At 72.4% G+C, this 23,230-nt stretch carries 20 protein-coding genes; 12 read left to right on the top strand and 8 right to left on the bottom strand.

Annotation, left to right across the window (positions count from 1 at the left end; translation table 11 throughout):
• Positions 1–47 precede the first annotated feature (47 nt).
• Genes WMF46_RS29705 through WMF46_RS29695 form a run of 3 tightly spaced genes read left to right on the top strand, consistent with a single transcriptional unit; the run spans position 48 to position 2,071 of the window.
• Positions 48–731, top strand: coding sequence for a hypothetical protein (locus WMF46_RS29705; RefSeq protein WP_437980299.1), 684 nt, complete (start codon positions 48–50; stop codon positions 729–731).
• A complete protein-coding gene (locus tag WMF46_RS29700; RefSeq protein ID WP_437980298.1) occupies positions 728–1,642 on the top strand; it encodes a DUF4159 domain-containing protein in 915 nt (304 codons plus the stop codon). Before WMF46_RS29705 ends, WMF46_RS29700 begins: the two co-directional genes overlap by 4 nt.
• A 6-nt stretch (positions 1,643–1,648) precedes the next feature.
• Positions 1,649–2,071, top strand: coding sequence for a hypothetical protein (locus WMF46_RS29695; protein ID WP_437980297.1), 423 nt, complete (start codon positions 1,649–1,651; stop codon positions 2,069–2,071).
• A 34-nt stretch (positions 2,072–2,105) separates the two neighbouring features.
• On the opposite strand, the gene WMF46_RS29690 is transcribed toward WMF46_RS29695, so the two are convergent.
• Complete coding sequence (locus tag WMF46_RS29690; protein WP_437980296.1) at positions 2,106–3,419, bottom strand: PAS domain-containing protein; 1,314 nt, start codon at positions 3,417–3,419, stop codon at positions 2,106–2,108.
• Between the two features lie 248 nt (positions 3,420–3,667).
• Between WMF46_RS29690 and WMF46_RS29685 the strand changes: the two genes are divergently transcribed.
• Positions 3,668–6,052: a glutamine amidotransferase gene (locus tag WMF46_RS29685; protein WP_437980295.1), complete on the top strand. Its 2,385-nt coding sequence runs from the start codon at positions 3,668–3,670 to the stop codon at positions 6,050–6,052.
• 33 nt (positions 6,053–6,085) lie between these two features.
• Here WMF46_RS29685 and WMF46_RS29680 read toward each other — a convergent pair whose 3' ends face one another.
• From WMF46_RS29680 to WMF46_RS29660, 5 genes are all read right to left on the bottom strand, one after another.
• The gene (locus tag WMF46_RS29680; RefSeq protein WP_437980294.1) at positions 6,086–7,219 is read right to left on the bottom strand and encodes an SMP-30/gluconolactonase/LRE family protein; all 1,134 of its coding nucleotides are present in this window, start codon (positions 7,217–7,219) and stop codon (positions 6,086–6,088) included.
• 487 nt (positions 7,220–7,706) lie between these two features.
• Positions 7,707–9,257 carry a hypothetical protein gene (locus tag WMF46_RS29675; RefSeq protein WP_437980293.1) on the bottom strand — a complete coding sequence of 517 codons (1,551 nt, stop codon included), beginning with the start codon at positions 9,255–9,257 and terminating at the stop codon, positions 7,707–7,709.
• Between the two features lie 132 nt (positions 9,258–9,389).
• The gene (locus tag WMF46_RS29670) at positions 9,390–10,472 is read right to left on the bottom strand and encodes an ABC transporter substrate-binding protein (RefSeq protein WP_437980292.1); all 1,083 of its coding nucleotides are present in this window, start codon (positions 10,470–10,472) and stop codon (positions 9,390–9,392) included.
• Entirely contained in the window at positions 10,472–11,254 is a 783-nt protein-coding gene (locus WMF46_RS29665) for an ABC transporter permease (protein WP_437542425.1), read from the bottom strand. Before WMF46_RS29665 ends, WMF46_RS29670 begins: the two co-directional genes overlap by 1 nt.
• 176 nt (positions 11,255–11,430) lie before the next feature.
• Complete coding sequence (locus WMF46_RS29660; protein ID WP_437980291.1) at positions 11,431–11,562, bottom strand: hypothetical protein; 132 nt, start codon at positions 11,560–11,562, stop codon at positions 11,431–11,433.
• A gap of 411 nt (positions 11,563–11,973) precedes the next feature.
• Here WMF46_RS29660 and WMF46_RS29655 point away from each other — a divergent pair, with 411 nt between their 5' ends.
• From WMF46_RS29655 to WMF46_RS29635, 5 genes are all read left to right on the top strand, one after another.
• A complete protein-coding gene (locus tag WMF46_RS29655) occupies positions 11,974–12,615 on the top strand; it encodes an HAD family hydrolase (RefSeq protein ID WP_437980290.1) in 642 nt (213 codons plus the stop codon).
• 158 nt (positions 12,616–12,773) lie between these two features.
• Complete coding sequence (locus WMF46_RS29650; RefSeq protein ID WP_437980289.1) at positions 12,774–13,739, top strand: hypothetical protein; 966 nt, start codon at positions 12,774–12,776, stop codon at positions 13,737–13,739.
• A 198-nt stretch (positions 13,740–13,937) separates the two neighbouring features.
• A complete protein-coding gene (locus WMF46_RS29645; RefSeq protein WP_437542422.1) occupies positions 13,938–14,525 on the top strand; it encodes an RNA polymerase sigma factor in 588 nt (195 codons plus the stop codon).
• Complete coding sequence (locus WMF46_RS29640) at positions 14,522–15,289, top strand: hypothetical protein (protein ID WP_437980288.1); 768 nt, start codon at positions 14,522–14,524, stop codon at positions 15,287–15,289. The genes WMF46_RS29645 and WMF46_RS29640 overlap by 4 nt, the downstream gene beginning before the upstream one ends.
• A 97-nt stretch (positions 15,290–15,386) precedes the next feature.
• On the top strand, positions 15,387–16,571 hold the full coding sequence (locus tag WMF46_RS29635) for a glycosyl hydrolase family 8 (protein WP_437980287.1): 1,185 nt from the start codon (positions 15,387–15,389) through the stop codon (positions 16,569–16,571).
• Between the two features lie 35 nt (positions 16,572–16,606).
• Here WMF46_RS29635 and WMF46_RS29630 read toward each other — a convergent pair whose 3' ends face one another.
• The gene (locus WMF46_RS29630) at positions 16,607–17,050 is read right to left on the bottom strand and encodes a hypothetical protein (RefSeq protein WP_437980286.1); all 444 of its coding nucleotides are present in this window, start codon (positions 17,048–17,050) and stop codon (positions 16,607–16,609) included.
• A 487-nt stretch (positions 17,051–17,537) separates the two neighbouring features.
• Here WMF46_RS29630 and WMF46_RS29625 point away from each other — a divergent pair, with 487 nt between their 5' ends.
• On the top strand, positions 17,538–18,674 hold the full coding sequence (locus WMF46_RS29625; protein WP_437980285.1) for a purple acid phosphatase family protein: 1,137 nt from the start codon (positions 17,538–17,540) through the stop codon (positions 18,672–18,674).
• Between the two features lie 39 nt (positions 18,675–18,713).
• Here the strand turns inward: WMF46_RS29625 and plsY are convergent, their stop codons facing one another.
• Positions 18,714–19,361 carry a glycerol-3-phosphate 1-O-acyltransferase PlsY gene (gene plsY / locus WMF46_RS29620; RefSeq protein ID WP_437980284.1) on the bottom strand — a complete coding sequence of 216 codons (648 nt, stop codon included), beginning with the start codon at positions 19,359–19,361 and terminating at the stop codon, positions 18,714–18,716.
• Positions 19,362–19,507: 146 nt separating this feature from the next.
• On the opposite strand from plsY, the gene WMF46_RS29615 reads away from it, so the two are divergent.
• On the top strand, positions 19,508–20,785 hold the full coding sequence (locus tag WMF46_RS29615; RefSeq protein WP_437542416.1) for a patatin-like phospholipase family protein: 1,278 nt from the start codon (positions 19,508–19,510) through the stop codon (positions 20,783–20,785).
• 141 nt (positions 20,786–20,926) lie between these two features.
• On the top strand, positions 20,927–23,017 hold the full coding sequence (locus tag WMF46_RS29610) for an SUMF1/EgtB/PvdO family nonheme iron enzyme (protein ID WP_437980283.1): 2,091 nt from the start codon (positions 20,927–20,929) through the stop codon (positions 23,015–23,017).
• The last annotated feature ends 213 nt before the right edge of the window (positions 23,018–23,230 follow it).

The raw sequence follows: 23,230 nt of genomic DNA, 5'->3' as shown, positions 1-23,230 counted from the left end.
GTCCATGGCGCTGGGACGCGCCGCCGCCGATGTACTAGGCTCGTCCCGTGCCGCGCGCCCTCACCTCGCTGCTCGCGCTTTTCTTGCCGCGATCGCCCCGATCGTCGCTGCCGCTGCCGCTCCTGTCGCTCTTGCCGCTGTCCGGCCTCGCCTGCGCGTCGCCCTCGCTGCCCGATCCCAAGGAGGCGGTGCAGGTCTACGCCGACGCGGCGGCGCGCGGCGACGCCGACGCCATCTACGGCATGCTGAGCGACAAGAGCCGCACCGCGATGTCGCGCGACGAGGTGCGGCGGCGCGTCGCCGAGGCGCGCGCCGAGCTCGCGGAGCAGGCGCGGAGCGTCACGGCGCCCGGGGTCGTGGTCAAGACCCGCGCCCGCGTCCGCTACCCGGACGGCGAGATCGCGACCCTCGAGCTCGACGAGCGCGAGCGCGCCTTCCGGATCTCGGCCGCCGACGCGCTTCCCGCGGGCGGCCGCACCCCCGAGCAGGCCCTCGCGCAGCTCCGCCGCGTCCTCGCGCGCCGCAGCTACGCCGGCCTGCTGCGCGTCCTCACGCCGGCCACGCGCGCCGCCATCGAGAGCGACCTCCGCTCGCTCGTCGAGGGGCTCGCTCAGCCCGAGGGGCTCGAGGTCCGGATTGCCGGCGACTCCGCGACGGTGCAGATCCCGGGTGGGCACGAGGTGAAGCTCCGGCGCGAGGCGGGCGTATGGCGGGTCGAGGACTTCGATTGAGACGATGGCTCGGCCGGCTCGGCGCTCGCCGGCCGCGCGGCCGGGGCGGTGAGGCGGCGCCGCCGCCCTCGCGCCCCGCCGCTTCGGCAAAGCCGACGCGCCTCGCCGCGGCGCGGCCGCGGCGCCTCGCGGTCTTGGCGCTGGTGCTCGTCTCCGCGCTGCTCCTGCTCGCGGTGCCGCGCCCCGTGCGCGCCTTCGGCGAGGAGGGGGCGTGGAACCCGCGGCCGCTGCTGACGGGCGACGCGCGATGGGAGGGGGTGCGCGCCACCGCCCCCGCGCGCTGGTCGTTCGAGCTGGAGCGGCGGACGAGCGCGCCGGCGCGCCGCAACCCGACCACGGTCCGCGCCGACGACCCGGCGCTGCTCGCCGAGCCGTTCGCGCTCTGGGGCGGCGAGGGCGACCTCCCGCCGCTCACCGAGCGCGAGGTCTTCGGCCTGCGCCGCTTCCTCGCGCTCGGCGGCGTGCTCCTCGTCGACGACTTCGCCCCGGGCAGCGGCGCGTTCGGCCGCGCCGCGCGGCGCGAGCTCGCCCGCGTCCTGCCGGAGGGCTCTCCCATCCCGATCGGCACGGAGAACGTCGTCTTCCGCTCCTTCTATCTCCTCCCGCGCGCCGTCGGCCGCGTCGAGGGCCCGCCGAAGCTCTCCGCGATCGTGCGCGGCGGCATGCCGCAGGTGATCTTCTCCGACCACGACCTCGCCGGCGCCCTGGCGCGCTCGGAGGGCGGAGGGCCGAGCGTCGAGGTCACGCCGGGGGGCGAGGCGCAGCGGGAGCGCGCGTTCCGCCTGGCCGTGAACATCGCGATGTACGTGCTCTGCTCGAACTACAAGGACGATCAGGTGCACGCGCCGTTCCTGATGCGCCGCCGCGCCGTCGACGACAATCGACCCCGCTCCGCGCCTGCGCGGCCGTGAGGCGCGATGACCTCGGGTCGCCTCGCCGCTGCGCCGAAGCTGGTCTGGCAGGACGACCACTTCACCGTGCTGTTCGACGCGTCCCTGCGCGTCGTCTGGACCGTCCGCAGCTCCAGGCCGTTCGCGTCGCTGGAGGAGATCGAGGCCGTGATGGGGGAGCTCATCCGCGTCCTCGACCGGCTGGGCCGCGCCCATCACGCCCTCTTCGTCGACGTCCGCGCCGTCCCCGGCAGGAACGATCCGTCGTTCGAGGCGACGATGAAGCGCCTGAGGCCGCACTGGCTGCGGGGCTTCCGGCGGGTCGGCGTGCTCGTGCAGAGCGTCGTCGGCGCGCTCCAGATCCAGCGCTTCGCGCGGGATGACGGCATCGAGCGGCTGATCACGAGCGATGAGGCCGCGCTCCTCGAGTACCTCACGCAGGAGGGCTGAGCGGCCAGGAGCTCCGGTGTCTGGCCGCGCCCAGCTACCGCCTGGCGTGGCGGAGGGCGTGCGCGATGCCGCTTTGCAGCGTGCTCAGCGTCGTGATCCCGGAGAGATCCACGCCGAGCGTGACGAGCGTCTGCGCCACCTCCGGGCGGACGCCGGTGAGCACCACGCGGGTGCCGAGCAGCTGGGCGGCGCGCGCGGTGCGCGTCAGCGCGTCAGCGACGTGCGTGTCGACGGCGCGCACGCCCGTGATGTCCAGGATCGCCGTGTGGGCGCCCTGGCTGCTGATGCCGGAGAGCAACGTCTCCATGATCTGCTCCGCGCGCCCGCTGTCGATCGTCCCGACGAGCGGCATCGCGACCACCCGGTCGGCGAGCGGGATGAGCGGCGTCGACAGCTCCCGGAGGGCGGTCTGCTGCGCGAAGATGATCTCCTCCTGCAGCGCGGCCCGCTCCGCCTCCGCGCGCTTCAGAGAGGTGATCTCGGTCACGATGCCGCCCATGCCTATCGGCGTGCCGCGCTCGTCGTGGATCGGGAATTTGACCGTGAAGAAATGGTGTTGAGCGCCGCCTATCGGCACCACCTCCTCGAACTGCATGACCTGCCCGCCGGTCATCACCTCGCGCTCCTTCGCCACGATCATCGCGGTGGCCGCGGGGTCCACGGCGGCCAGCTCGAACTCATCTCGGCCGATGACCTCGAGGACGTGCCTCTGCATCAGTTGCGCATGCAGACGGTTGGCGAGGACGTAGCGCCCCGCGGTGTCCTTGACGAAGATGGAGCTGCGCGCGTTGTCCACCAGCTGCAGGAGCAGCTGGTATCGCCCCTGCACCGTCTTCTCCCTCCGCTGCCGGTCGCTGATGTCATCGACGAGCGCCGCGATCTCGTGCGCGTCGCCTCGGCCGTCGCGCAGCACGGCGTAGGTCCACCGGCAGAGGAACGCGTGACCTCCTTTCGTCCTGCACTCGCTCGTGGTCGCGGCGAAGCGGCTCTCCTCCCGGGCGAAGTCGAACGCCCGCGCCGCGGCGGTGGACACGGGGACCGCGCCCACGAGGTCGGCCAGCCGGCGGCCGACGGCCTCGCTCGCACTCCAGCCGAAGAGGCGCTCGGCGCTGTCGTTCCAGTACGTCACCGCGCCGTCCAGGCGCCACTGGATCACCGCCGGCACCGCCGTGGGCAGCCCCTCGAGCGCGTCGAGGGCCTCCACGTCTGCCGTGCCTTCCGGCGCGGCTGCGCTCTGTGCATGACCGTTGGAGCGCTCCGCCAGCGCCTTCTCCAGCGCCTCGACCCGCGCGCGTAGCGCTGCGTTCTCTGCCCTGAGCCGCCCGGCCTCGTCCAGCTCTTCGCGCATCGTCACAAGGCTTCGAGCCTACGCGCGGCGCGCCCGGGGTTTCAAGGTGGCGCATCGGTTGTTCGAGGTCGCCCGAGAGGTCGCAGCAACGGCGCCGGGCTGGGACACTCCGCCCCGATGTACTAGGCTCCGCGCGTGCCACGCGCCCTCGACTCGCTGCCCGCGCTGTCGCTCTCCCACGCCGGCGCAGCGAGCGGGACTCCCTCTTCTCGCGCGCTTCCCGCGCTCCTCTCGCTCCCGGAGCGGCCGTGACCCGGAGCTTCGCGCCCTCGGGCGACCTCTCGTCGCCGGTCGTCGCCGTCGCCTGCGTCGTCGCGGCCCTGAGCTTCGGCCTGCTCGTGCTCGAGCTCGTCCGTGCGCGCGGACGCGCCCCCGGGGCGGTGGGCGCCGCGCCCGCCCGCGCGGCGCTCGGCACGGCGCTCACGGGCGCGCTCGCCGTGCTCGGCCTGCTCGCCGCCATCCTCCGCCCGGTCGCGGTCACGTCGCGCGGGAGCCTCGTCGGCCCCAAGGTCGTGGTGCTTGTCGACGGCTCCCGATCCATGGACCTGCCGGGCGTCTCGGGGACCCGCCGCGAGAGCGCCGAGCGCGCGGTCGAGGAGCTCGGGAAGCGCGCTGACGTCCGGCTCTCCCGCTACGTGTTCGGCGAAGGGGCGCCGCTGCCGGCCGACGGGCAGGCAGGCGAAGGCGGCGGCGCCGCGCCGGCGCCGGGCGGGAGCGCTGGCGCCGCGACGGCGCCCGACAGGGACGCGGGGGCGCCGGCCGCCGCCTCCGGGTCGGCCGCGGCGCCCGCGTCGCCCGCGCGAGGCCGGCCGCAGCGCCGCTCCGACCTCAGCGCCGCGCTCGAGGCGCTCGCCCGCGCCGCAGACGAGCGGCCGTCGGCGTTCGTCGTCGTCTCCGATGGCCGGCTCGACCGCCCGGGCCCCGACGACACCGCCGCGGCGACGCGGGCCGCGCTGGAGGGGCTCGACGTCCCGGTGCACACGGTCGCGGTGGCGACCGAGTCCGTGCGCGACGCCGGCGTCCGCGCGGTGCGGACCTCCGGCGCCGCGGTCGCCCACCAGCCGCTCTCGCTCCGCATCGACATCGGCTGCAGCGGCGGCCTCGCGTGCGACGCCGTCCCTGTCGTGGCCCGCGAGCTGCGCGAGCAGGGCGCGCCCTCGACGCTCGCCACGGGCACGGCGCACGTCGAGGGCGGCGTCGGCACGGTCGAGCTCGGCGTGACGCTCGACCGCGCCGGCACCCGCATCCTCGAGGTGTCGATCAAGGCGCCGGACGGCGATGAGCTCCCCGAGAACGACGTCCGGTACATCACGCTCGACGTCGCGCGCGACCGCATCCGGGTGCTCCACGTCGCGGGCCGGCCGACGTACGACGTGCGCGCGCTCCGGATGTGGCTCAAGGCCGACGCCTCGGTCGACGTCGTGGCCTTCTTCATCCTGCGCACACCCGGCGACGAGGTGAACGCGTCGTCGGACGAGCTCGCGCTGATCCCGTTCCCGGTCGACGAGCTCTTCAGCGTCCACCTCTCGAGCTTCGATGCGGTCGTCCTGCAGGACTTCGACGCCGCGCCGTACGGCCTGACCAAGCACCTCCCGGCGCTGGCGCAGTATGTCGACAAGGGCGGCGGGCTCATCATGGTGGGCGGCCCGAACGCCTTCGTGTCGGGCAACTATGCGCGCACGCGGCTCGCCCGCGTCCTGCCGGTGGATCTCGACATCGGCCGCGCGCCCAAGGTGGATCTCGGCGCCTTCGTGCCGCGCATCACCGCCGCCGGCCGCGCGGCGCCGGTGCTCGCGCCGCTGCTCGCGCTGATCGGCGACGAGATGCCGGAGATGCCGGGGACCAACGTCGTCGGCGATCCGCTCCCCGGGGCGACGGTGCTGATGACGCACCCGACCCGCACGACGGCCTCGGGCGCGCCGATGCCGGTGCTCTCGCTGGGCGAGCACGAGAGCGGCCGGACGATCGCGCTGACGCTCGACGGCAGCCACCGCCTGCTCTTCAGCGCGTTCGCCTCGAGCTCCGCGGGCCGCGCGCACGGCGCGTTCTGGGACGCCCTGCTCGGCTGGCTCATGCGCGATCCGCGCTTCGAGCCTGCCGCGATCGAGCCGCGCGGCGGATGCCTCGCGGGCGAGGAGACGGCGCTCGTGCTGCGCCCCCTCGCCGGGCAGCGCGGCGAGGCCAGGGTGACCATCGCGCGCCTCGGCAGCGGCGCGGTCGTGAAGACGTTGACCGCGCCGATCGGCGAGGGCGGCGAGCCGGTCGAGCTCGCCGCCGGTCGCCTCGAGCCCGGGGGTTATTCGGCCACGGTGGAGATCGTCCCGGAAGGCGCCGTCGGCGACGGAGGCGACCAGAAGCGGGCGACGACGCGGCGCGACTTCGCGTGCGAGCGCGGCGGCGACGAGTGGGCCGATCCCCGCCCCGACGTCGCCCGCCTGGAGGAGATCGCCCGCGCGACGGGCGGCGCGTCGGTGCTCCCGTCGGGCGCCGGCTCGCTGTCGCTGCCTGCCGCGACGCAGGTGGCGGCCGAGCGCCACGTCGCGCCGCTCCTGCCCCCCTGGGCCTGGACGCTGGCGGCGGCCGCGGCGCTCGGCGCGCACTGGATCGTGCGCCGGCGCGGGGGCCTCGCCTGAGGCGAGGGCGCCGGCCGGAGCCCTGGTCTCGTCTCAGGGGAGCGACGGCTTCTCGAGCGGATCGGCCTTGTCGCCGACCCAGACCCTCAGCACCCCGAAGTGCGCGGGGTTCCTGGTGAAGCTCGCGTGATTCACGATGAGCAGCGTCTGCGCCGGGTCGTTGAAGGCCACGTTGGCGGGGGCGTCGAGGGGGATCTCGTCCCCTGGTGCGCTCTCGATGCGCGATTCCTCGACCCCGTTCTCGTCGAGCACCGAGATCGCGTTGGCCGCCGCGAGCGTGACATAGAGCTTCCCCGACTTGCCGAACGCGAACCCGTCGGGCGCCTCGCCAGCATCGTAGTCGTGGACCAGCTCCAGATCGGCCTCTTCGGGGGCCTCGACGAGGGGGAGCCGGTAGATGGACCCCAGGCTCGTGTCCGAAGGGGAGAACGACACCGAGAAATAGACGTGCTCCCGCTCCGGATCGAGCCGGATCCCGTTCACGCCGATCGGCAGGTCGCCGCTGCCGACGAGCGCGGCGCTCTGGAACCAGATCTCCGGCGCGCCGCCCCCGGGCGGGTAGCGGAAGATCGTCGCCTGCAGCGAGTCGGTCACATACGCGTAACCCTCCTCGTCGAAGGCGATATCGTTCGGTATCGGCGGCGTCGGGAAGGGCGTCGGCGAGCACGCCTCTCCCGGCGCGGCCATCACGCACGCCGGCAGATCCGGCAGCGGATCGCCGTAGCTCTCCTGGACATATCCGTGTCCAGTCTTCGTGAAGCGCAGAAGGCCGAGCTGCGTGCTGAGCGCGTAGACGCGGCCGTCATCGTCGACGGCGATGCAGCTCAGCGCATGCTCGGCGGCGAGCGTCTCGCCCGCCACCACGATCGTGTTCTTCAGGATTTTGGTGTCCCTGTCGAATACGACGATCTTCGACGGGCCTTGACCTGCGGTGCCGAACGTCGCTGGGCCGGAGACGTAGACCCGATTCCCATGGACCGCGATGCCTTCGGGGAACCCCGGAGCCGCCGGGACCGTCGCGAACGTCTTGATCTCGCCGTAGCATCCCCCCTGCGCCAGCGCCGGACCCGGGATCAGCGGCGACACCGCGGCGAGGAGCGACAGCGCGCCGCAAGCCAACCATTTTCCGTTGGAGTGCGATGATTTTGACGTGACGGAATGCGGCATGTTCCCTCCATGGGTCCGTGATTGCGGGACCGGAGTTGTCGGAATAGGCCGCGTCGAGAAGACAAAGCGCAAAGTGCCTGGCTTCGTCAGGCTGACGATGCGGCCATGATAGCTGGAGTATATGCGGTTGAGCTGATTGGCTGTCGAGTCGAAATTCTTCGGATCATGAAATATCAGGGAGGCCGCTGCCCGGCTGACCTGTACCGCGTCGCTCGCGTCGCCCGCGTCATGTTTCACATGTGTGTCCGCGTAGTTGCGCGCTTGTGCCCTGACTGCACAGCGCGGTCACGTCGGTCCACGTCAGTCCACGTCAGTCCACGTCAATCCACGTCAGTCCACGTTAGTCGACGTTAATTACGTAGTGCACGTGGCGACGAATGTGTGCAACGGGCGGAGAGCGCGTCCTGGTGGCGTGTTGGTGAGTGCTGCCGAATGCTCCCGAAGGCATCCTGTGGCGCGCGGGGGGCCCCGCGGTCGAGGCGTCGCGCTAAGGCTGCGTCGGCCAGGCGACGCGCGTCGGCACGAGCCGGGGCTCGACGGTCCCGTCGCCCAGCTCCCCGTTCCTGTTGTCACCCCAGCAGAGCATCTCGCCCGTGCGCTTGAGCGCGCAGCTGTGGTCATCTCCGAGGGCCAGCTCGACCACGTCGGTCAGCCCGATCGTCTCCGGAAGGAGCCCCGGATCCTGCGTGCCGTTGCCGAGCTGCCCCTTCGCGTTGTCGCCCCACAGGAGCACCTCGCCGCCCGCCAGCACCGCGCCGGAGTGCCTCGCGCCGAGCGACATCCGGGTCACGTCCACGAGGTCCGGGATCTTCCGGGGGATCGCCTCGGGGTTCACGACGCCAGTCCCGAGGCGGAACTGCTCTCCCTTGCCCCAGCAGGAGGCCACGCCGCGCGCCGGCGCGGCGCACGTGTGCAAGGCGCCCGCGGCCGTGAGCGCGACGCCGGTGAGGCCCGCGACGGGCTGCGGTGTGTTCTGCTGGTTGAAGTTGCCGAGGCCGAGCTGGCCGCTCTCGTTGTGGCCCCAGCAGTTCATCCTGCGCTCGCCCATCTGCTCGGTCATGCCCGCGCAGGTGTGCGAGAGGCCGGCGCTCACCGAGTCCACGCCGTCGAGCATCACGGTGGGCTCGACCCGATCGACCTCGTCGCCGTAGCCCAGCTGGCCGGAGCTGCCCTCGCCCCAGCAATAGAGCTCGTGCGACGCCGTCACCGCGCAGGTATGGGTCCCGCCGACGGCGACCTGGGTCGCGCCCGCGAGCTCCTTGGCGCGCACGGGGGAAGGGGAGTTCGTCGCCTCGCCGTCGCCGAGCTGCCCGCTGTTGCCCGCGCCCCAGCACGCCACAGCGCCGTCGGTCAGCACCGCGCAGGTGTGCGCGCGCCCCGACGAGATGCTCGCCGCGACCCTGGCGGCGCCGCTGAGGCCCGTGACCGGCCTCGGGATCGGTCGATCCGGCTGCAGCGTCCCGTCGCCGAGGTTGCCCCAGGTGTTCCTGCCCCAGCACCAGACCGAGCCGTCGCTCAGCACCGCGCACGTGTAATCCGTGCCGGCTGCGATGTGCGTGGGCACGACGCAGGCGCCCCGTACGCACTGGCCGCCGCAGGGCTTGTCGCACCTGCCGCAGTGCGCGGTGCTCGTGAGGAGGTCCACCTCGCAGGCGTTCTCGGGGTCCTTGTCGCAGTTGCCGCGGTTCTCCTCGCACGCCGGCGACTGGCAGACCCCGTCCTGGCAGGTCGGCTCGCCGCCGATGGTCGGGCAGGCGGCGTCGCAGGCGCCGCAGTGCCGCGCGTCCGTCATCGGGTCGACGCATGCGTCGCCGCAGACCATGCCGCCTCCAGGACACCCGCCGCCGCCCCCGCCGCTCCCGCCGCTCCCGCCGCCGGTGCTCGAGCTCGTCGACGCGTCGGGCGGGCGCACCGTGAACTCGTCGCCGCACGCGGCAAAGGCGATGGCGACGGCGACGGCGGCAGGCACGTACGCCGCCGCGAGGGGCAGCGAGGCGAACGGGAGCCGGCTGGCCCGAGGTCGATGCGTGGAAGCCATGGAGGGCGTTCTTCCCTTGCGTTGAGGCGCGGCTGCGCCACGAGGCGCGGCGTGCGACATTCTAGACGAAGTCGCGGGCCGAGATCTCTCGCCGCGCGCCGCGCCTGTCGCGCCGCGCGCCTGTCGCGCCGCTCAGCGCGTCGCGACGAGCACCTCGTCGATCGGCGGCGCCTTCTCGAGCACGCCGAGGTCCACGAGCTGCTTCGCGAGCGTCTCCCAGCGCTCGCTGGTCATCACGCCGATGCCCTTCTCCTTGGTCTCGGTGGTCTCGATCAGCGGCCGCTGCGCCTCGGCCGCGGCGACGAAGGTCTCCGCGTCCATCGAGGTGTTGAGCTTGGCCATGATCTCGTTGGACCGCGTCGGATCCTGGAGGTATGTGCGCCAGCCCTCGCGCGTCGCGCGGACGAACGCGCGGACGCGCTCCGGGTTCTCCTTCCAGAGGGCTGCGCGCGTGATCACGACCACGACGTACGGGTTGAACCCCTCGCTGGCCACCAGGAACGCGGCGGGATCGCTCCCCTTGCGCTTGGCCGCGATCGGCTCGGCGGTGATGAAGCACTGCTGGGAGAAGTCCTTGTCGGCGACGAAGCGGGCGACGCCGCCGTCGTACGGCACGACCTTCACCTTGTTGAACCCATACTTCTTCTTGAGGTACGCGGCGTAAGGCAGCCCCGGCTCGATCGCGAGCGTGCCCGACTTGAGGATGTCGGCGATGCTCTTCGCGCCGCGGCTCTCGTGGGTCATGATGGCCTGCGGCGAGGTCTGGAACACGGCGAAGAGGGGGAGCACGTCCGCGCCGCGGGCGCGGGCGGTGAGCACCTCGTCGGCGCCGGAGATGCCGAAATCCACCTGCCCGCCGGCCACCATCTGGACGACCGGCACGCCGGCGCCGCCGCCGAGGATCTCGACATCGAGCCCCTCCTTGGCGAACGCGCCCGACTCGCGCGCGGCGTAGAACCCCCCGAACTCGGGCTCCGGGACCCAGTTGAGGGCGAGCTTCACCTTCGCGGCCGGCGCGTTCTGGGCGGGCGCGGCCGGCGCGCTCTGCGAAGGCGCGGCCGGCGCGCTGCCTTGCGGGGACGCGGACGAGGCGCGCCCGTCGCCCTCCGGCGACTGCGAGCGCGAGCAGGCGGGGGCGAGGAGGGGGACGGCGGCGAGGGAGGCGAGGCGTGCGAGCTGTCGAAGGAACAACCGGCGGCTGTCGGGGAAGTGCATCAGCGATTGATCTCCGAAGGATGCCAGCGCCGCAAGAGCCGCCTGCCGGCGAGGTCGACGGCGCCGAACAGCGCGAGGCCGAGCCCGGAGGCGAGCAGCACGGCGGCGAAGAGCAGATCCGTGCGCAGCTGGCGGTAGGCGGAGAGGACCAGGATGCCCAGGCCGGCGGCGTCCTCCGAGAAGCCGGCGACGAACTCCCCGACGATCGCGCCGATGACGGCGAGGCCCGCCGCGATCCGGAGCCCCGTCACGAGGTGGGGGAGCGCCGAGGGCAGCTCGAGCTTGCGGAGCGTGGCGAAGCGGCCGGCACCGTAGAGCCGGAAGAGATCCCGCAGCGCGGGCTCGACGGAGCGCAGGCCCGCGAGCGTGTTCGCGATGACAGGGAACACGGAGACGATGAACGCCGAGACCGCGACCGCGCGCAGGCCGGGGCCGCACCAGAGCACGAGCAGCGGGGCAATGGCGACGATCGGGACGGTCTGCAGGAAGACGGTATAGGGATAGAGCGCCCTCTCGAGCGGGCGCGACGAGGCGAGCGCGATGGCGGCGAGCACGCCGACCGCGGCGCTGAGGAAGAAGCCCGCGAGCGCGGCCTTCGCCGTCGTGACGGCGCCGGCGAGCAGGGTGGCGGCGTTCACCGCGCCCGCCCGCGCCACGTCCGAGGGGGGCGGCAGGAGGTAGGCAGGGACGCTGAGCGCTCGGGCGAGCGCCTCCCAGAGCGCCAGAAGGATCACGAGCGCGGCGAGCGGCGGCGCGACGGCTTGGAGCGGGGTGGGTCGCACGGCTCGGCCTTCTCTAGCGCGAGGCCGCCGCGTCAGGAAGATGCTGCGGTGGAAGAAATCAGGCTCGTCCGTGGCCCGGCGCCGAGCGACGCGCGCCGAGCCACGGGAGAGGCGAGGTGGGGAGCTTTGTCGAAGCGGGGTGTGAGCCGCTCCGAGCGCGGCCCCGCTCGGTCCGGCTACTTGCCCTTCTTGGCGGGCGCGGCCGGAGCAGGCGACGCCTTGGCGGTCGCGGCTGCCTTCTTCTGGTTCTTCTCCGCCGTGTCCTGCTTCTTCTGTCGATCTTTGGCCTTCGGAGACTTGTCACCCATGAGAGCACCGCCTAGGTGGATGCGTTGGTGTTATCCGCCTTGACCGAGGCTAGCACCATCTCTGGTGGCACAGTCACGAACTTTGTACTTCGCGAGCGCTTATGTCTCGGCTTCTCCGCGTCTCGGCTTCTCCGCGTCTCGGCTCGCCGCCTTGCCGGTTTGTCTCTGGGTCGCCTCTGGGTTGCCTCTCCCACCGACAGGCAGGGCGACAGGGAAACCGTCGACGCGTTCGGCTGGGACCCTTGCTGGTTCCGGCGGATGGGTGGCCGCCGCGGGCGTCCACGACGTGACTTGCGCCGGCCTGGCGCTCGCGTGCGCGCGTCCTTCCGATCGGTGAGAGGCCGAGGCGTGGCGCCCGCTGCCGCCGGGCTCGCTTGCCGGCATCGAGGGGCGGCGCTACGAAGGCCCGGCGTGTTCAAGGCCATCCTCTGGGACAACGATGGAGTCCTCGTCGACACCGAAGGGCTTTACTTCCAGGCAACGCGCGAGACGATTGCGTCGGTCGGCGTCGATCTCACCATCGACGACTATCGCCAGCTGTTCCTCGTCGAGGCGCGCGGCGCCTGGCACCTCGCCAGCGCTCGCGGGGTCGACGAGGCGGGCGTGCGGCGGCTGGCCGACGAGCGGGATCGCCGGTACATCGAGCTCGTCGCGGGCGGAGACACGCTGTTGCCGGGCGTGCGAGAGGTCGTCACGGAGCTCGCCGCGCGCTTTCGCATGGCGATCGTCACGAGCAGCAAGCCCGAGCCGTTCCACCGAGCGCACGCGGCGACGGGCCTCCTGCGGTGGTTCGAGTTCGCGCTCACGCGCGATCAGTACGCGCGCGCCAAGCCGGATCCCGAGCCGTACCGGATCGCCTGCGAGCGGCTGGGGCTCGCGGCGCGCGATGTCCTCGTGATCGAGGACTCCGAGCGCGGGCTCCGGTCGGCCAAGGCCGCGGGCCTGACGTGCTGGGTCGTCCCGTCGCCGCTGACGGCGCCGTCGGACTTCACCGGCGCGGACGCGGAGCTCGGATCGCTGCGCGCGGTGCTCGCGCGCCTCCGAGGAGCGTGAGCGCGACCTCACGTTCGCGCGATGAGGTAGCTCACAGCGCCTGTGTGTGTGCGCGCCGCCACCCCGCCGCGTCGCCCCCTGGATTTTTGCACGCTGCACATCTGCTGGGTGCATGACCATCTGGCGGTTCGTGAACAGTTCGTGGCACCTTCGGGCCCGTGGCTTCCGGTGACGGCATCTCGCTCATCGAGCTCGTCGTCCTCGGTTGGTCCTCGGCCACCGCGGCGCCGGCGCCGATCCCTATTCGCATCGACTTCGATGCCCCGGCGGACTGCTCGACCGCCGACCAGTTCTACGAGGGCCTCCGTGCCCGGTCGGACCGCGTGCGCCTCGCGGCGGACGGAGAGGACGGCTGGGGTGTCCGCGTCCGGCTGAGCCGCGGCGGGGCTGGGGTCCACGGCGAGCTGCGCGTCGTTCACGCGGGCGGCGAGACCGACACGCGCATCGTCGATGCCACGTCGTGCGACGTTGTGGTCCAGGCGCTCTCGCTCACCGCGGCGCTCTCGCTCGACGAGGTGGTCGAGGTGACCGCGCCCCTCGCTCCCCCTGCGCCGCCGCCGCCCGCTGCCCCCCCGGCGCCGCCGGTCGCCCCGCGAGAGGCGCCGCCGCTCAAGTTCGCGCTCGGCGCGCACGTGGTGGTGACCCAGGTCGTCGCACCTCATGCGAGCCTGGGCGGCGCCCTGGGCGCCCGGGTGACCCCGCACATCGAGGGCCCGTTGAGCCCTTCGTTCGGCCTCTCGCTGATGTACGCCCGGAACGACCTGCTGTCGGGCGACAGCGCCCTCATCCAGTGGGCGGCCGCGGCCCTCTCCGCGTGCCCGGTGCGCTGGCAGCTCGGCCCTGTCGTCAGCGCAGAGCCGTGCGTCGTCGCCGCCGGCGGCTGGCTCGCGGCGACGGGACGAGGTATCTCGAACCCGGAGTCCGCGGTGCGATCGTGGTGGAGCGCGGGAGGCTTCGCGCGCGCCGCTGCGCTCCTCGGCGGGGGGACCGCCCTCGAGCTCGAGGCCGGCGTCCTCGTGCCGCTCGTTCACCGGCGGTTCACGATGGGGTGGTCTGCAGAAACCGTCGGCGAGACGCCGGTGATCTCGCCGCTCGTTGGCGTTGGAATCGTGCACAACTTCTAAGCCAGGATTCTGTGATCACTCCGACTCGCGCTGGGAATTATGACCCATGGACGGCATCCGGAAGCTGGGCCGCAGGCACGCTGCCCCCCCCGACCCGAGGACAATGTTCCGCTCTGGCTGTCGCCCATTGCTTCCCGGTAGAGTCCGTTCTTCACTGGTCTCATGCCTCGCCTCGCGGTGAGCATGGTTGCCGACGTCATGACATCGCCTGCTTTGCCTGACAGCGAGCCGGCGAGCGTTGCTCCATCGGCGGCGAACGTGAAGCAGCGGGACGCGCGCCTGCGACGGATGGTGGACGCTCATCTTGACTTCATCGGGCGGGTGCTCCGCAACGCGGGGACCCCTGCTGCCGAGATCGACGATGCGGTGCAGCGCACCTTCATCGCCGCCGCGCAGCGGCTGGACGACGTCCGGCCGGGCGCCGAGAAGAGTTTTCTTCTCCAGACCGCGCTTCACGTAGCCGCCCACGCGCGCCGCAGCGCCGCGCGCCGGCGAGAGTTCCCCGCGGCCGAGCCGCCGGAGGTTGTGGACGCTGCGACACCCGAGCAGCTCACCAGCCAGAAACACGCGCGACAGATGCTCGATCAGGTCCTCGACCAGATGGAGTCCGATCTGCGGACCGTGTTCGTGCTGTACGAGTTCGAGGAGATGAGCATGGTGGAGATCGCCGGCGTGCTGGGGATCCCGCAGGGCACCGTGGCCTCTCGGCTGCGAAGGGCCAGGGCCGATTTTCGTGAGCGCGTCCGCGCGCTGGAGCTCGTATCGACGAGCGAGGTGAGACGATGATGGAACCACGTCGCCTACTGGAGGAGAGCGACAACCCGCTCGAACGCGCGCTGCTGAGCGCAGGCGCGTCGTATCCCACGTCACCGGAGACGCGCGCGAAGACGCTGGCCGCGCTGGGACTCGCCGGCGCTGCCGCCCTGTCGGCCAGCGTGGCGGCGCCTGCGGCGCTCTCTGCGGCAGGGGTGTCCGCGACGTCCTCGTCGCTCGCCGTGAAGCTCGGCTGGACCAAGATCCTCGTCGCGCTCTCGACGGTGGGCATGCTCGCCGGCATCCCGGCGGGCTACCTCGCCTGGCGCGGGCAAGACGCGCCGGACGTCGTCGCGGCGCACCGCTTCGGCCCCGCGCTCGCCGATCCTGTCGCGCAGACGGCGGCGCAGCGGCCCGCACAGGCGCCAGCGCCGGAGGAGGCCCTCGCGGAGGAGACGGTGGCCCCGGCGCTCGCGGGTGGCAGCAGCGCTGCGGCCACGAAGCTCGATCCGAAGCCGTCCGGTGCCCGCGCCGCCCTGGAGGCGGAGCTCGGCGCGCTGGACGCGGCGCGCACGATGCTCGCGAGCGGGAACGCGCGAGGCGCGCTCTCGCTCCTGGACGCCTACTCCAGGGCGCATCCGCGCGGGCGGCTGAGCCTCGAGGCCGAGGTCCTGCGGATCGACGCGCTCGCGAAGAGCGGCCGCTCCGACGCTGCCTCGCAGCGCGCCGCGGCATTTCTTCGCCGGCATCCGAACAGCGTGCTTGCTTCCCGGGTACGGCGCTATGTAAACAACTAAACTCTGGGTCATGCGTTGCCCTGCCCTCCTCCGTTCGTTCCGCGCAGCTTCCGGCGTCGCCGGTGCCTGGATGGCGGTGTGTGTGCTGCCTGGGTGTGTGACCACGGTGGATTCGCTCGGCTACGACCGGATGAGCAGCGATGAGCTCGGCCCGCTGACGGGCCCCTCCGAGTACCCCAACGCGTTCCGCGACGTGCTCGGCAAGACGGACGAGGAGATCGCGGCCAAGATCGAGGACAGCTTCGATCAGCTCTTCTACGGCGATCGCGACGAAGAGACCGTCTACTACCAGGTGCCCGGCACCGAACAGGCCTACATCTGGGACGACTACCACAATAACGTGCGCTCCGAGGGCATCGGCCTCGGGATGATCATCACGGTCGAGCTCGACAAGCGAGACGAGTTCGACCGGATCTGGAGATACGCCAAGTCCATACTCCAGCTCAAGTCCGGTCCCGGCCAGGGATATCTCGTGTCATGGTGCGACGTCCCGGGGGGCATGCCGGTGGCGTGCTTCGATCCCTTTGGCCTCCAGCAGGTCGCGATGGCGCTGTTCTTCGCCCACGGCCGCTGGGGGAGCGACACCGGGACCATCGACTATGGACTGGACGCGATCGGCCTGCTCGAGGTGATGCGCCACAAGGAGGCCCTGAACGGGGGGGTCGTCTCGGGGTTTACCAACACGTTCGATTCGACGACGAAGCTCGTCTACGACTACCCGCACGTCTCGGTGGCGGACGTCACCCGTCCCTCCATCGAGATGCCCGCCTATTACGAGCTCTGGGCGCAGGCCATGCGCGACCCCTTCTGGTCCGAGGCCGCCGCCAGCGCGCGCATCCACTGGCAGGGGGCCGCGCACCCGAGCACCGGGCTCATCCCGGTGCGCGCCCACTTCGACGGCACGCCGGTGCTCAACTGGGACTACTTCGGCTCCGAGGCCTACCGCACGCAGCTGAGCCTCGCGCTCGACCACGTCTGGTTCGGCGTCGACCCGTGGCAAGTGGAGGAGGCGGACCGGCTGCTCGGGTTCTTCTCGAAGCTGGGCATCGACAAGTACGGCGCGGTCTTCAAGATCAACGGCGCGATGCTCAGCGCCACGCCCGAGTCGGCGCTCATCTTCATGAACGGGGTCACCGGGCTGATCGCGACGAACGACGATCGCGCCGACTACATCGAGGCGGTGTGGACGACGCCGCCGGCGACCGGGGAGACCCGCTACTTCTCGAGGTTGCTCCACATGCTCTCGCTGTTGGTGCTGAGCGGGCAGTTTCGCGTGTACTGAGCCGGCGCGCGGGATCTCCGCGCGGCGCGCGGGCGTCACGACACCACCCCGCCGTGGCCTCGAACGACCTCGGCGACGAGGGCGAGCTCGAGGCGGAGCACCGCGACCCGCTCCGGGAGCTTCGCCTCGACCAGCCCGCCGAGGAGCGTCGCGAGCTTGTCGTAGTCGGGCGCCTGCGCCTTCCAGTTCGCGATCGGATACGCCTCGTAGAGCCCACGCGTGAGCCGCGAGGGCGTCAGTATCGAGACGCGCGCCTCGGGGTGCCAGAGCTGCAGGTGCCAGAAGCCGTGCGTGACGAAGTAGTCGAACTTCCGTCCGCCGAAGAGGCGTACCTCCCAGCCCGCGACGACGAGCGCGAGCTCGCGCTCGCGAGGATCGTGCGGCGGCGGAGGCCAGCCCTCCTCGCTTGCGGGCTCCTGCAGGCACGAGGGCCCCGACGGGAGCGGGCGGACGACCGAGAGCGGCGTGCGAGAGCTCACGAGGCTTCTCCCCGGCGAACGTCGGACCAGAGGAGAGCGGCGAGCGCTGCGCATCGGTACAGGCTCGGGGCAGGAGGCGTCTCTCGGATCACGTTGGCTCCGTTGTTGATATTGAAAGTGATGTTCAATTTCGATACGCTGTGATCTCGCTGACGTCAAGCGAAAACGGGCACCGTTGGAGGGGGCCGGTCCGAGGGGGGACGGCATGGGCGCCGGCGGGAGCTCCAGGGGAGCGTGGGGGAGCCCGGGCTTCTGGATGGCCTGAGGGTTCTGTCGGAAGGGGAGGGGGATCTGGGGGGGGCGGATCGGGATCAGCGCGCACGTCGTGGCGATGGCTCCGGCCGGGCCGCGGCGCGGATACCGTGTTGACGCCTGTGTCCGGTCTGGGTGGAAGCGCTCGTGTGCTCGGGGCTGCCGGCGCGCCCGGGCGAACAAAGCTTTGGGCGGGTGATCATAGGAGACCGGCGTTGGCTACAATGAGCGCCAGATGAAGCCTCGCCGCGCAGCTCGTCCTCTCGCGATCTCCACGAAGTCCGTTGTTGCCCTCGTCCTCTCCGCGTCGCCGGCCGTCGCGTTCGGCGCGGGCTGCGGCGTGGCGGACAGCGTGCCGATCCCGATCGCGGGAGCGCACGAGGGGACAGGCGATGAGCTGACCAGCACGGGCGCCGCGAGCATCGGCGCCGGGCCGAGCGGCGGGAGCGCCGCGGACCCCGGAGCGGGCTCGGGCCGCGAACAGGCCATCGGGACCGTCGTCTCTCGCCATGATGTCGTCAGGATCCTCGCTCTCGGCGACACCGGCGAGGGAAACCTCGCGCAGAACCAGGTCGCCGATCGGATGAGCGAGAAGTGCATCGAGGTCGGGGGCTGTCACGCCGTCATGATGAACGGCGACAATTTCTACGACCACGGCGTGGTCGACACGATCGATACGCAGTGGGGCCCCAAGTTCGAGCAGCCGTACGACAGACCGGGGCTGAACGGCCTCCCGTTCTACGCGGTGCTGGGGAACCACGACTACGGCCCCAGCAGCAGCGGCGTTCGGCAAGCGCAGATCGACTATTCGCAGCTGCCCGTGGGCGACGGGCCCGGCATGCGGCTGACCGCCAAGTGGCACATGCCCGCCTCGTATTACGACGTTCGCGTCGGCGACGTCCATCTCTTCGGGATCGATACCGTCGACTTCACCTCCGATGACCAGGCGCGCGACATGAGCGCGCGGGTCGCCGCCTCGGACGCCACGTGGAAGATCGTCTTTGGCCATCACCCCCGCTACACGTCCGGAGTTCACGCCTCGGACAACCCGTCGCTCGGGATGAGCGGGATGTTCGCCCTGCAGCAGGCCATCTACTGCAAGGCCGACATGTACATGGCCGGCCACGACCACAACCTCGAGTTCATCGACAAGGGGCGAGACGAGGGCTGCCCGAACACCTATTTCCCCATCAGCGGCGCCGGCTCGAAGACCCGCCCGGTGGTCTCCGCGGTCCCGACCGAGCGGGGGCAGCTCTTCTTCACGGACAAGACCGAGGGCTTCGCCTACCTGCGGTTCGAGGGGAGGAACCTGCTGTTCGAGTTCATCGACAAACAAGGCGCGGTGATCTTCACGAAGACCATGACCAAGTGAGCGAGCGCCGCGCTCGGCGGCCGAGCGACGCCGCGGCCGTCAGCGGCGCTCGCCGTCGCGCGGCGGGCCGTCGCGCTCGTCGTCGCGCCGCCTCCCGAACGAGATCGTGCTCTCGGTGCCCGCGAGCATCCGCCGGATGTTCGGGATGTGCTTGAGCCAGACGAGCGCGGCGAGGAGCAGCGAGAGGCAGAGGGCCGGGGCGCCCCGCTCGCCGAGGAGCCAGAGGAAGAGGGGCAGGGCGAGGGCGCCGGCGAGGGAGCCCGCCGAGACCATGCGGGTCGCCCGCACGATGACCGCGAAGACGGCCAGCGTGGCGAGCGTGGACCGCGGCGCCAGCACGAGCAGGACACCGCAGGACGTCGCGACGCCCTTGCCGCCCCGCATCCCGAGGAAGACCGTGTAGTCGTGGCCCAGCACCGCGGTGAGGCTGCCCGCCGCGGCGACCCACCCGCCCGGCGCGACGGAGAGCCACGACGCGAGGGGCCCGGCGACGAGCGCGCCCTTCGCCACATCCGCGGCGAGGACGGCCAGGCCAGGCCCCCAGCCGAAGGCGCGCAGGACGTTCGTCGCCCCGATGTTCCCCGAGCCGACCTCGCGGAGGTCGACCCCTTTGACGAACCGGCCGAAGAGGTAGCCTGTCGGGATCGCTCCGAGGACGTAGGCAAGGGCCAGGTAGATTGCCGTCATCGGGCGCCTCCATGCCCGCGCTCACGGCGGGTGTAGCACGCGCGCCGGCGCGCGCCGGGTCGAGCGCGCTCCGGGTTGAGCGCGCGCGGGGTTGAGCGCGCGCCAAAGGGCCCATGTCGCGATGGCGATCATGGTATTCTGCGAACATGGCTGACCTGGCGCCCGTCTCGACCCGGAGTGGCCGCGCCCCCAAGATCGCGCTCGTCCTGGCCGGCGGCGCCGCGCGCGGCGCTTACGAGGTCGGCGTGGTGCAGCACATCCTCGAGGACGTCTCTCGCGATCTCGGCCGCGAGGCGCCGCTCGACATCCTGTGCGGCACCTCGGTCGGCGCCATCAACGTCTGTGGGCTCGCCGCGTTCGCGGACGAGGCGCGGAGCCGCGCGCGGCGGCTCGCCGGGGTGTGGACGCGCCTGCGCATCGACGATCTCGTGCGCCTCGACGTGCGCGGCGTGCTCGCGGTCGGGCACGACCTGCTCCGCGGGGGCGCCGCGAGCGCGCCCGCGAGCGGCGGCCGCGCCGCGCTCCTCGACACGTCGGGCCTCGAGCGGCAGATCGCGGAGGCCGTGCCCTTCGAGCGGATCGACGGCCACCTCGAGAGGGGGCTCCTGTCGGCGCTGACCGTGTCGACGACGCTGGTCAAGAGCGGCCGGACCGTCGTCTTCGTCCACCGCCGCGAGCCCGGCCTGCCGCCCTGGAGCCACGACCCGACGATCTCCCCCCGCGCCACCGCGATCCGCGCGCAGCACGCGCTCGCCTCGTCCGCGCTCCCCATCCTGTTCCGCCCGGTGAACATCGACGGAGAGCTCTACTGCGACGGCGGGCTGCGCCAGAACGTCCCGCTGTCGCCCGCGCGGCGCCTCGGGGCCGACGGCGTGATCGTGGTCAATCCGCGGTACATCGAGCCCGCGTCGAGCGCGGCCGAGCGCGACGCGCCGGGCTTCCCCGGGCCCCTCTTCCTGCTCGGCAAGACGCTGAACGCGCTGATGCTCGACCGGATCGACAACGATCTGGCGCGGCTCGAGAGCATCAACGGGATCCTGGAGGCGGGGCGGCGGCGCTATGGCGAGGGCTTCATCGGCGAGCTCAACGACGAGCTCGGGCTGCCCCCGGGGCGCGCGCTCCGGCCGATGCGGTCGCTGCTCATCCGCGCCTCCAAGGACATCGGCAGCCTGGCGGCGGAGTTCGTGCGATCCCCGGCGTTCCGCGCGCGGGCCACGAGCGTGCTCGGCCGCGTGATGCGGCGCCTCGCCGAGGGAGACGAGCAGCGCGAGGCCGACTTCCTGTCCTACCTGCTGTTCGACGGGGAGTTCGCGGGGCGGCTCATCGAGATAGGCCGCGCGGACGCGCGCGCGCGGCACGAGGAGCTGTGCGCGTTCTTCGAGCGGGCGCTGAGGCCGGGCGGGTTCGAGGAGCGGGCGCCCTGAGGGGGCCTGGAGACACAGGCACGCACTGGATCCGTCCGGATCCTCTCGGGCGCTGAGGCTCAGACGGCATCGGGCGCTCGGCGCCTCTCTGGGCGCGAGCTCCGCGCGGCCGGGGCGCCCGGTGTAGACTCGCGCCGCGAGATGACACCTTCGGATCCCTTCGGCTGGGTGGGCGCGACGATCGGCGGCAAGTACCGGCTCGACGCCGTGGTCGGCGAGGGCGGGTTCGGCGTCGTCTACCGCGGCCAGCACCTCGGGTTCGACGAGCCGGTCGCGGTCAAGTGCCTGAAGCTGCTCGGATCGCTGGCCCCGGCGGAGCGCGCGTCGTTCCAGCGGATGCTCCTCGACGAGGGGCGGCTCCTCCACCGCCTCTCCCGGGCGAGCGCCGGCATCGTGCAGGCCCTCGACACCGGCGCCGCGGTCTCGCCGTCGGGCGAGTGGACGCCTTATCTCGTGCTCGAGTGGCTCCATGGCGTGCCGCTCGACCGCGAGATCGCCGAGCGGCGCGCCCGCGGCGAGGCGGCGCGCCCGCTCGCCGAGGCGGTCGCCCTCCTCGCGCCCGCGGCGTACGCGCTCGATGTCGCGCACGCGCAGGGCGTCGCCCACCGCGACGTCAAGCCGGCCAACCTGTTCCTCGCGGAGATCGGCGGCCGGCGCACGATGAAGGTGCTGGACTTCGGCATCGCCAAGGTGCTCGGCGAGCTCTCGAGCATGACGCAGGCGATGGCCGAGACAGGGAGCGCGCTCCGGGCCTTCACCGTCCATTACGGCGCGCCGGAGCAGTTTCACCACCGCTTCGGCGCGACCGGGCCGTGGACCGACGTCTTCGCGCTCGCCCTGGTGCTCATCGAGGTCGCCTCGGGCAACCGCGCCCTCCTCGGGAGCGACGTCACGCAGCTCTACATCGCCGCGACCGATCCGGCGTTCCGCCCGAGCCTGGGCGGCGCGGGCGTGAGCGCGCCCGACGCCGTCGAGGCGGTGGTGCGCCGCGCGCTCGCGATCGATCCGCGGGAGCGCTACCGCACGGCAGGCGAGCTCTGGGGAGCGCTCGAGGCCGCGATGGCGACGGCCGCGCCCGCCGGTGCGGTCGCGCTCGCAGCGGGCAGCCCGCCCGCGAGCGCGGCGCTGGGCGTGTCGGGGACGGAGCGCGTGGCCGCTGGCCCGCCCGCCGGCGGGCTGCCCACGTCTGTCGGCGGGCCGCCCAGGTCCGCCGGCGCGCCGCCCGCGCCATCCCTCACGACGATGCGTGGCCTGGCGACGAGCGCGCCGCCGCAGGCAGCCCCGCAACCGGCGTCGCCCCCTCCCACGCCCCAGGCCGCCAGGGCCGCCCCGCGGCGGCGCCTGTTGCCAGCGCTCGTCTCGGCGGCCGCGCTGGCCGCGGCCGGCGCAGGCGCCGTCGCGTTCGTCCGCCACCGCGCCTCCGGCGATGCGCCGCCGGCGCGCGCGCTCGGCGGCCTGACCGCGCCCCCGGTGAAGGCGCCGCCCCCGCCCGACATGGTCCGGATGCCGGCGGGCCGCTTCACGATGGGCAGCGCGAAGGGCGGCAAATCCGAGCGCCCGCCCCACGAGGTGACGCTGACCCGCGCGTTCGACGTCGATCGCACCGAGGTGACGGTCGCCGCCTACCAGCGCTGCGTCGAGGCGGGCCGGTGCACGCCGAGCGGCCTGCACGGCCCCCGCGCGACCGACGCCGACGTCGAGCAGCGCGGCGCGCTCTGCACCGCGGCGGATCCCGTGAAGTCGCAACACCCGATCTCGTGCGTCGACCAGGCGCAGGCGGCCGCGTACTGCGCCTTCGCCGGCAAGCGGCTCCCGACCGAGGCCGAGTGGGAATACGCAGCGCGCGGCGCCGACGGCCGCGAGTACCCGTGGGGCAACGAGCCGCCAGGGTGCGCGCACGCGGTCGTGTCTCGGCCTCCTGGGCAGGGCTGCGGCGGGCGCGGCAGGGGCACCCAGGAGGTCGCCTCGGCCAAGGCCGGAGCGAGTGCGTCGGGCGCGCTCGACATGGCGGGCAACGTCTGGGAGTGGGTGGCCGACGGCTGGGACCCAGGCGTGTATGCCAGAGGCGCCCAGACAGATCCCCTGGTGCCGGCGACCGGCAGCAGGGGCGTGCTCCGGGGGGGATCGTGGGACTTCTCCGCCAGCACGGCAAAAGCGACGTTCCGGCTGGCGTATGATCGTGAGGCAGGTGACGTCTCGACCGGGTTTCGCTGCGTTCGCTCGGTCGATTGAACACGAGGTCCCGAGAGCGAGTAGCGGGGAAGCGCGCATCAGCCGGCCAGGCTCATTTCAGTGGCGCCGGGGATAGGCTATCCATCCCATCTTGGTCGAGGGTCGGTTCGCGCAGCCGGTCGCGAGGTAGGATGTCGGGATCAGGTATAGCTGTGTGGTCGGGTACGCTGAGCCAGGTCACCGCGAGCACGTTCTCCCCTTCAGGTTCAGGCC

This window comes from Sorangium sp. So ce117, from assembly GCF_051524395.1.
Taxonomy (GTDB): Bacteria; Myxococcota_A; Polyangia; order Polyangiales; family Polyangiaceae; genus Sorangium; species Sorangium cellulosum_B.
Note: the sequence above shows the minus strand (reverse complement) of the source record. Positions and strands in the feature narration are given on the sequence as shown.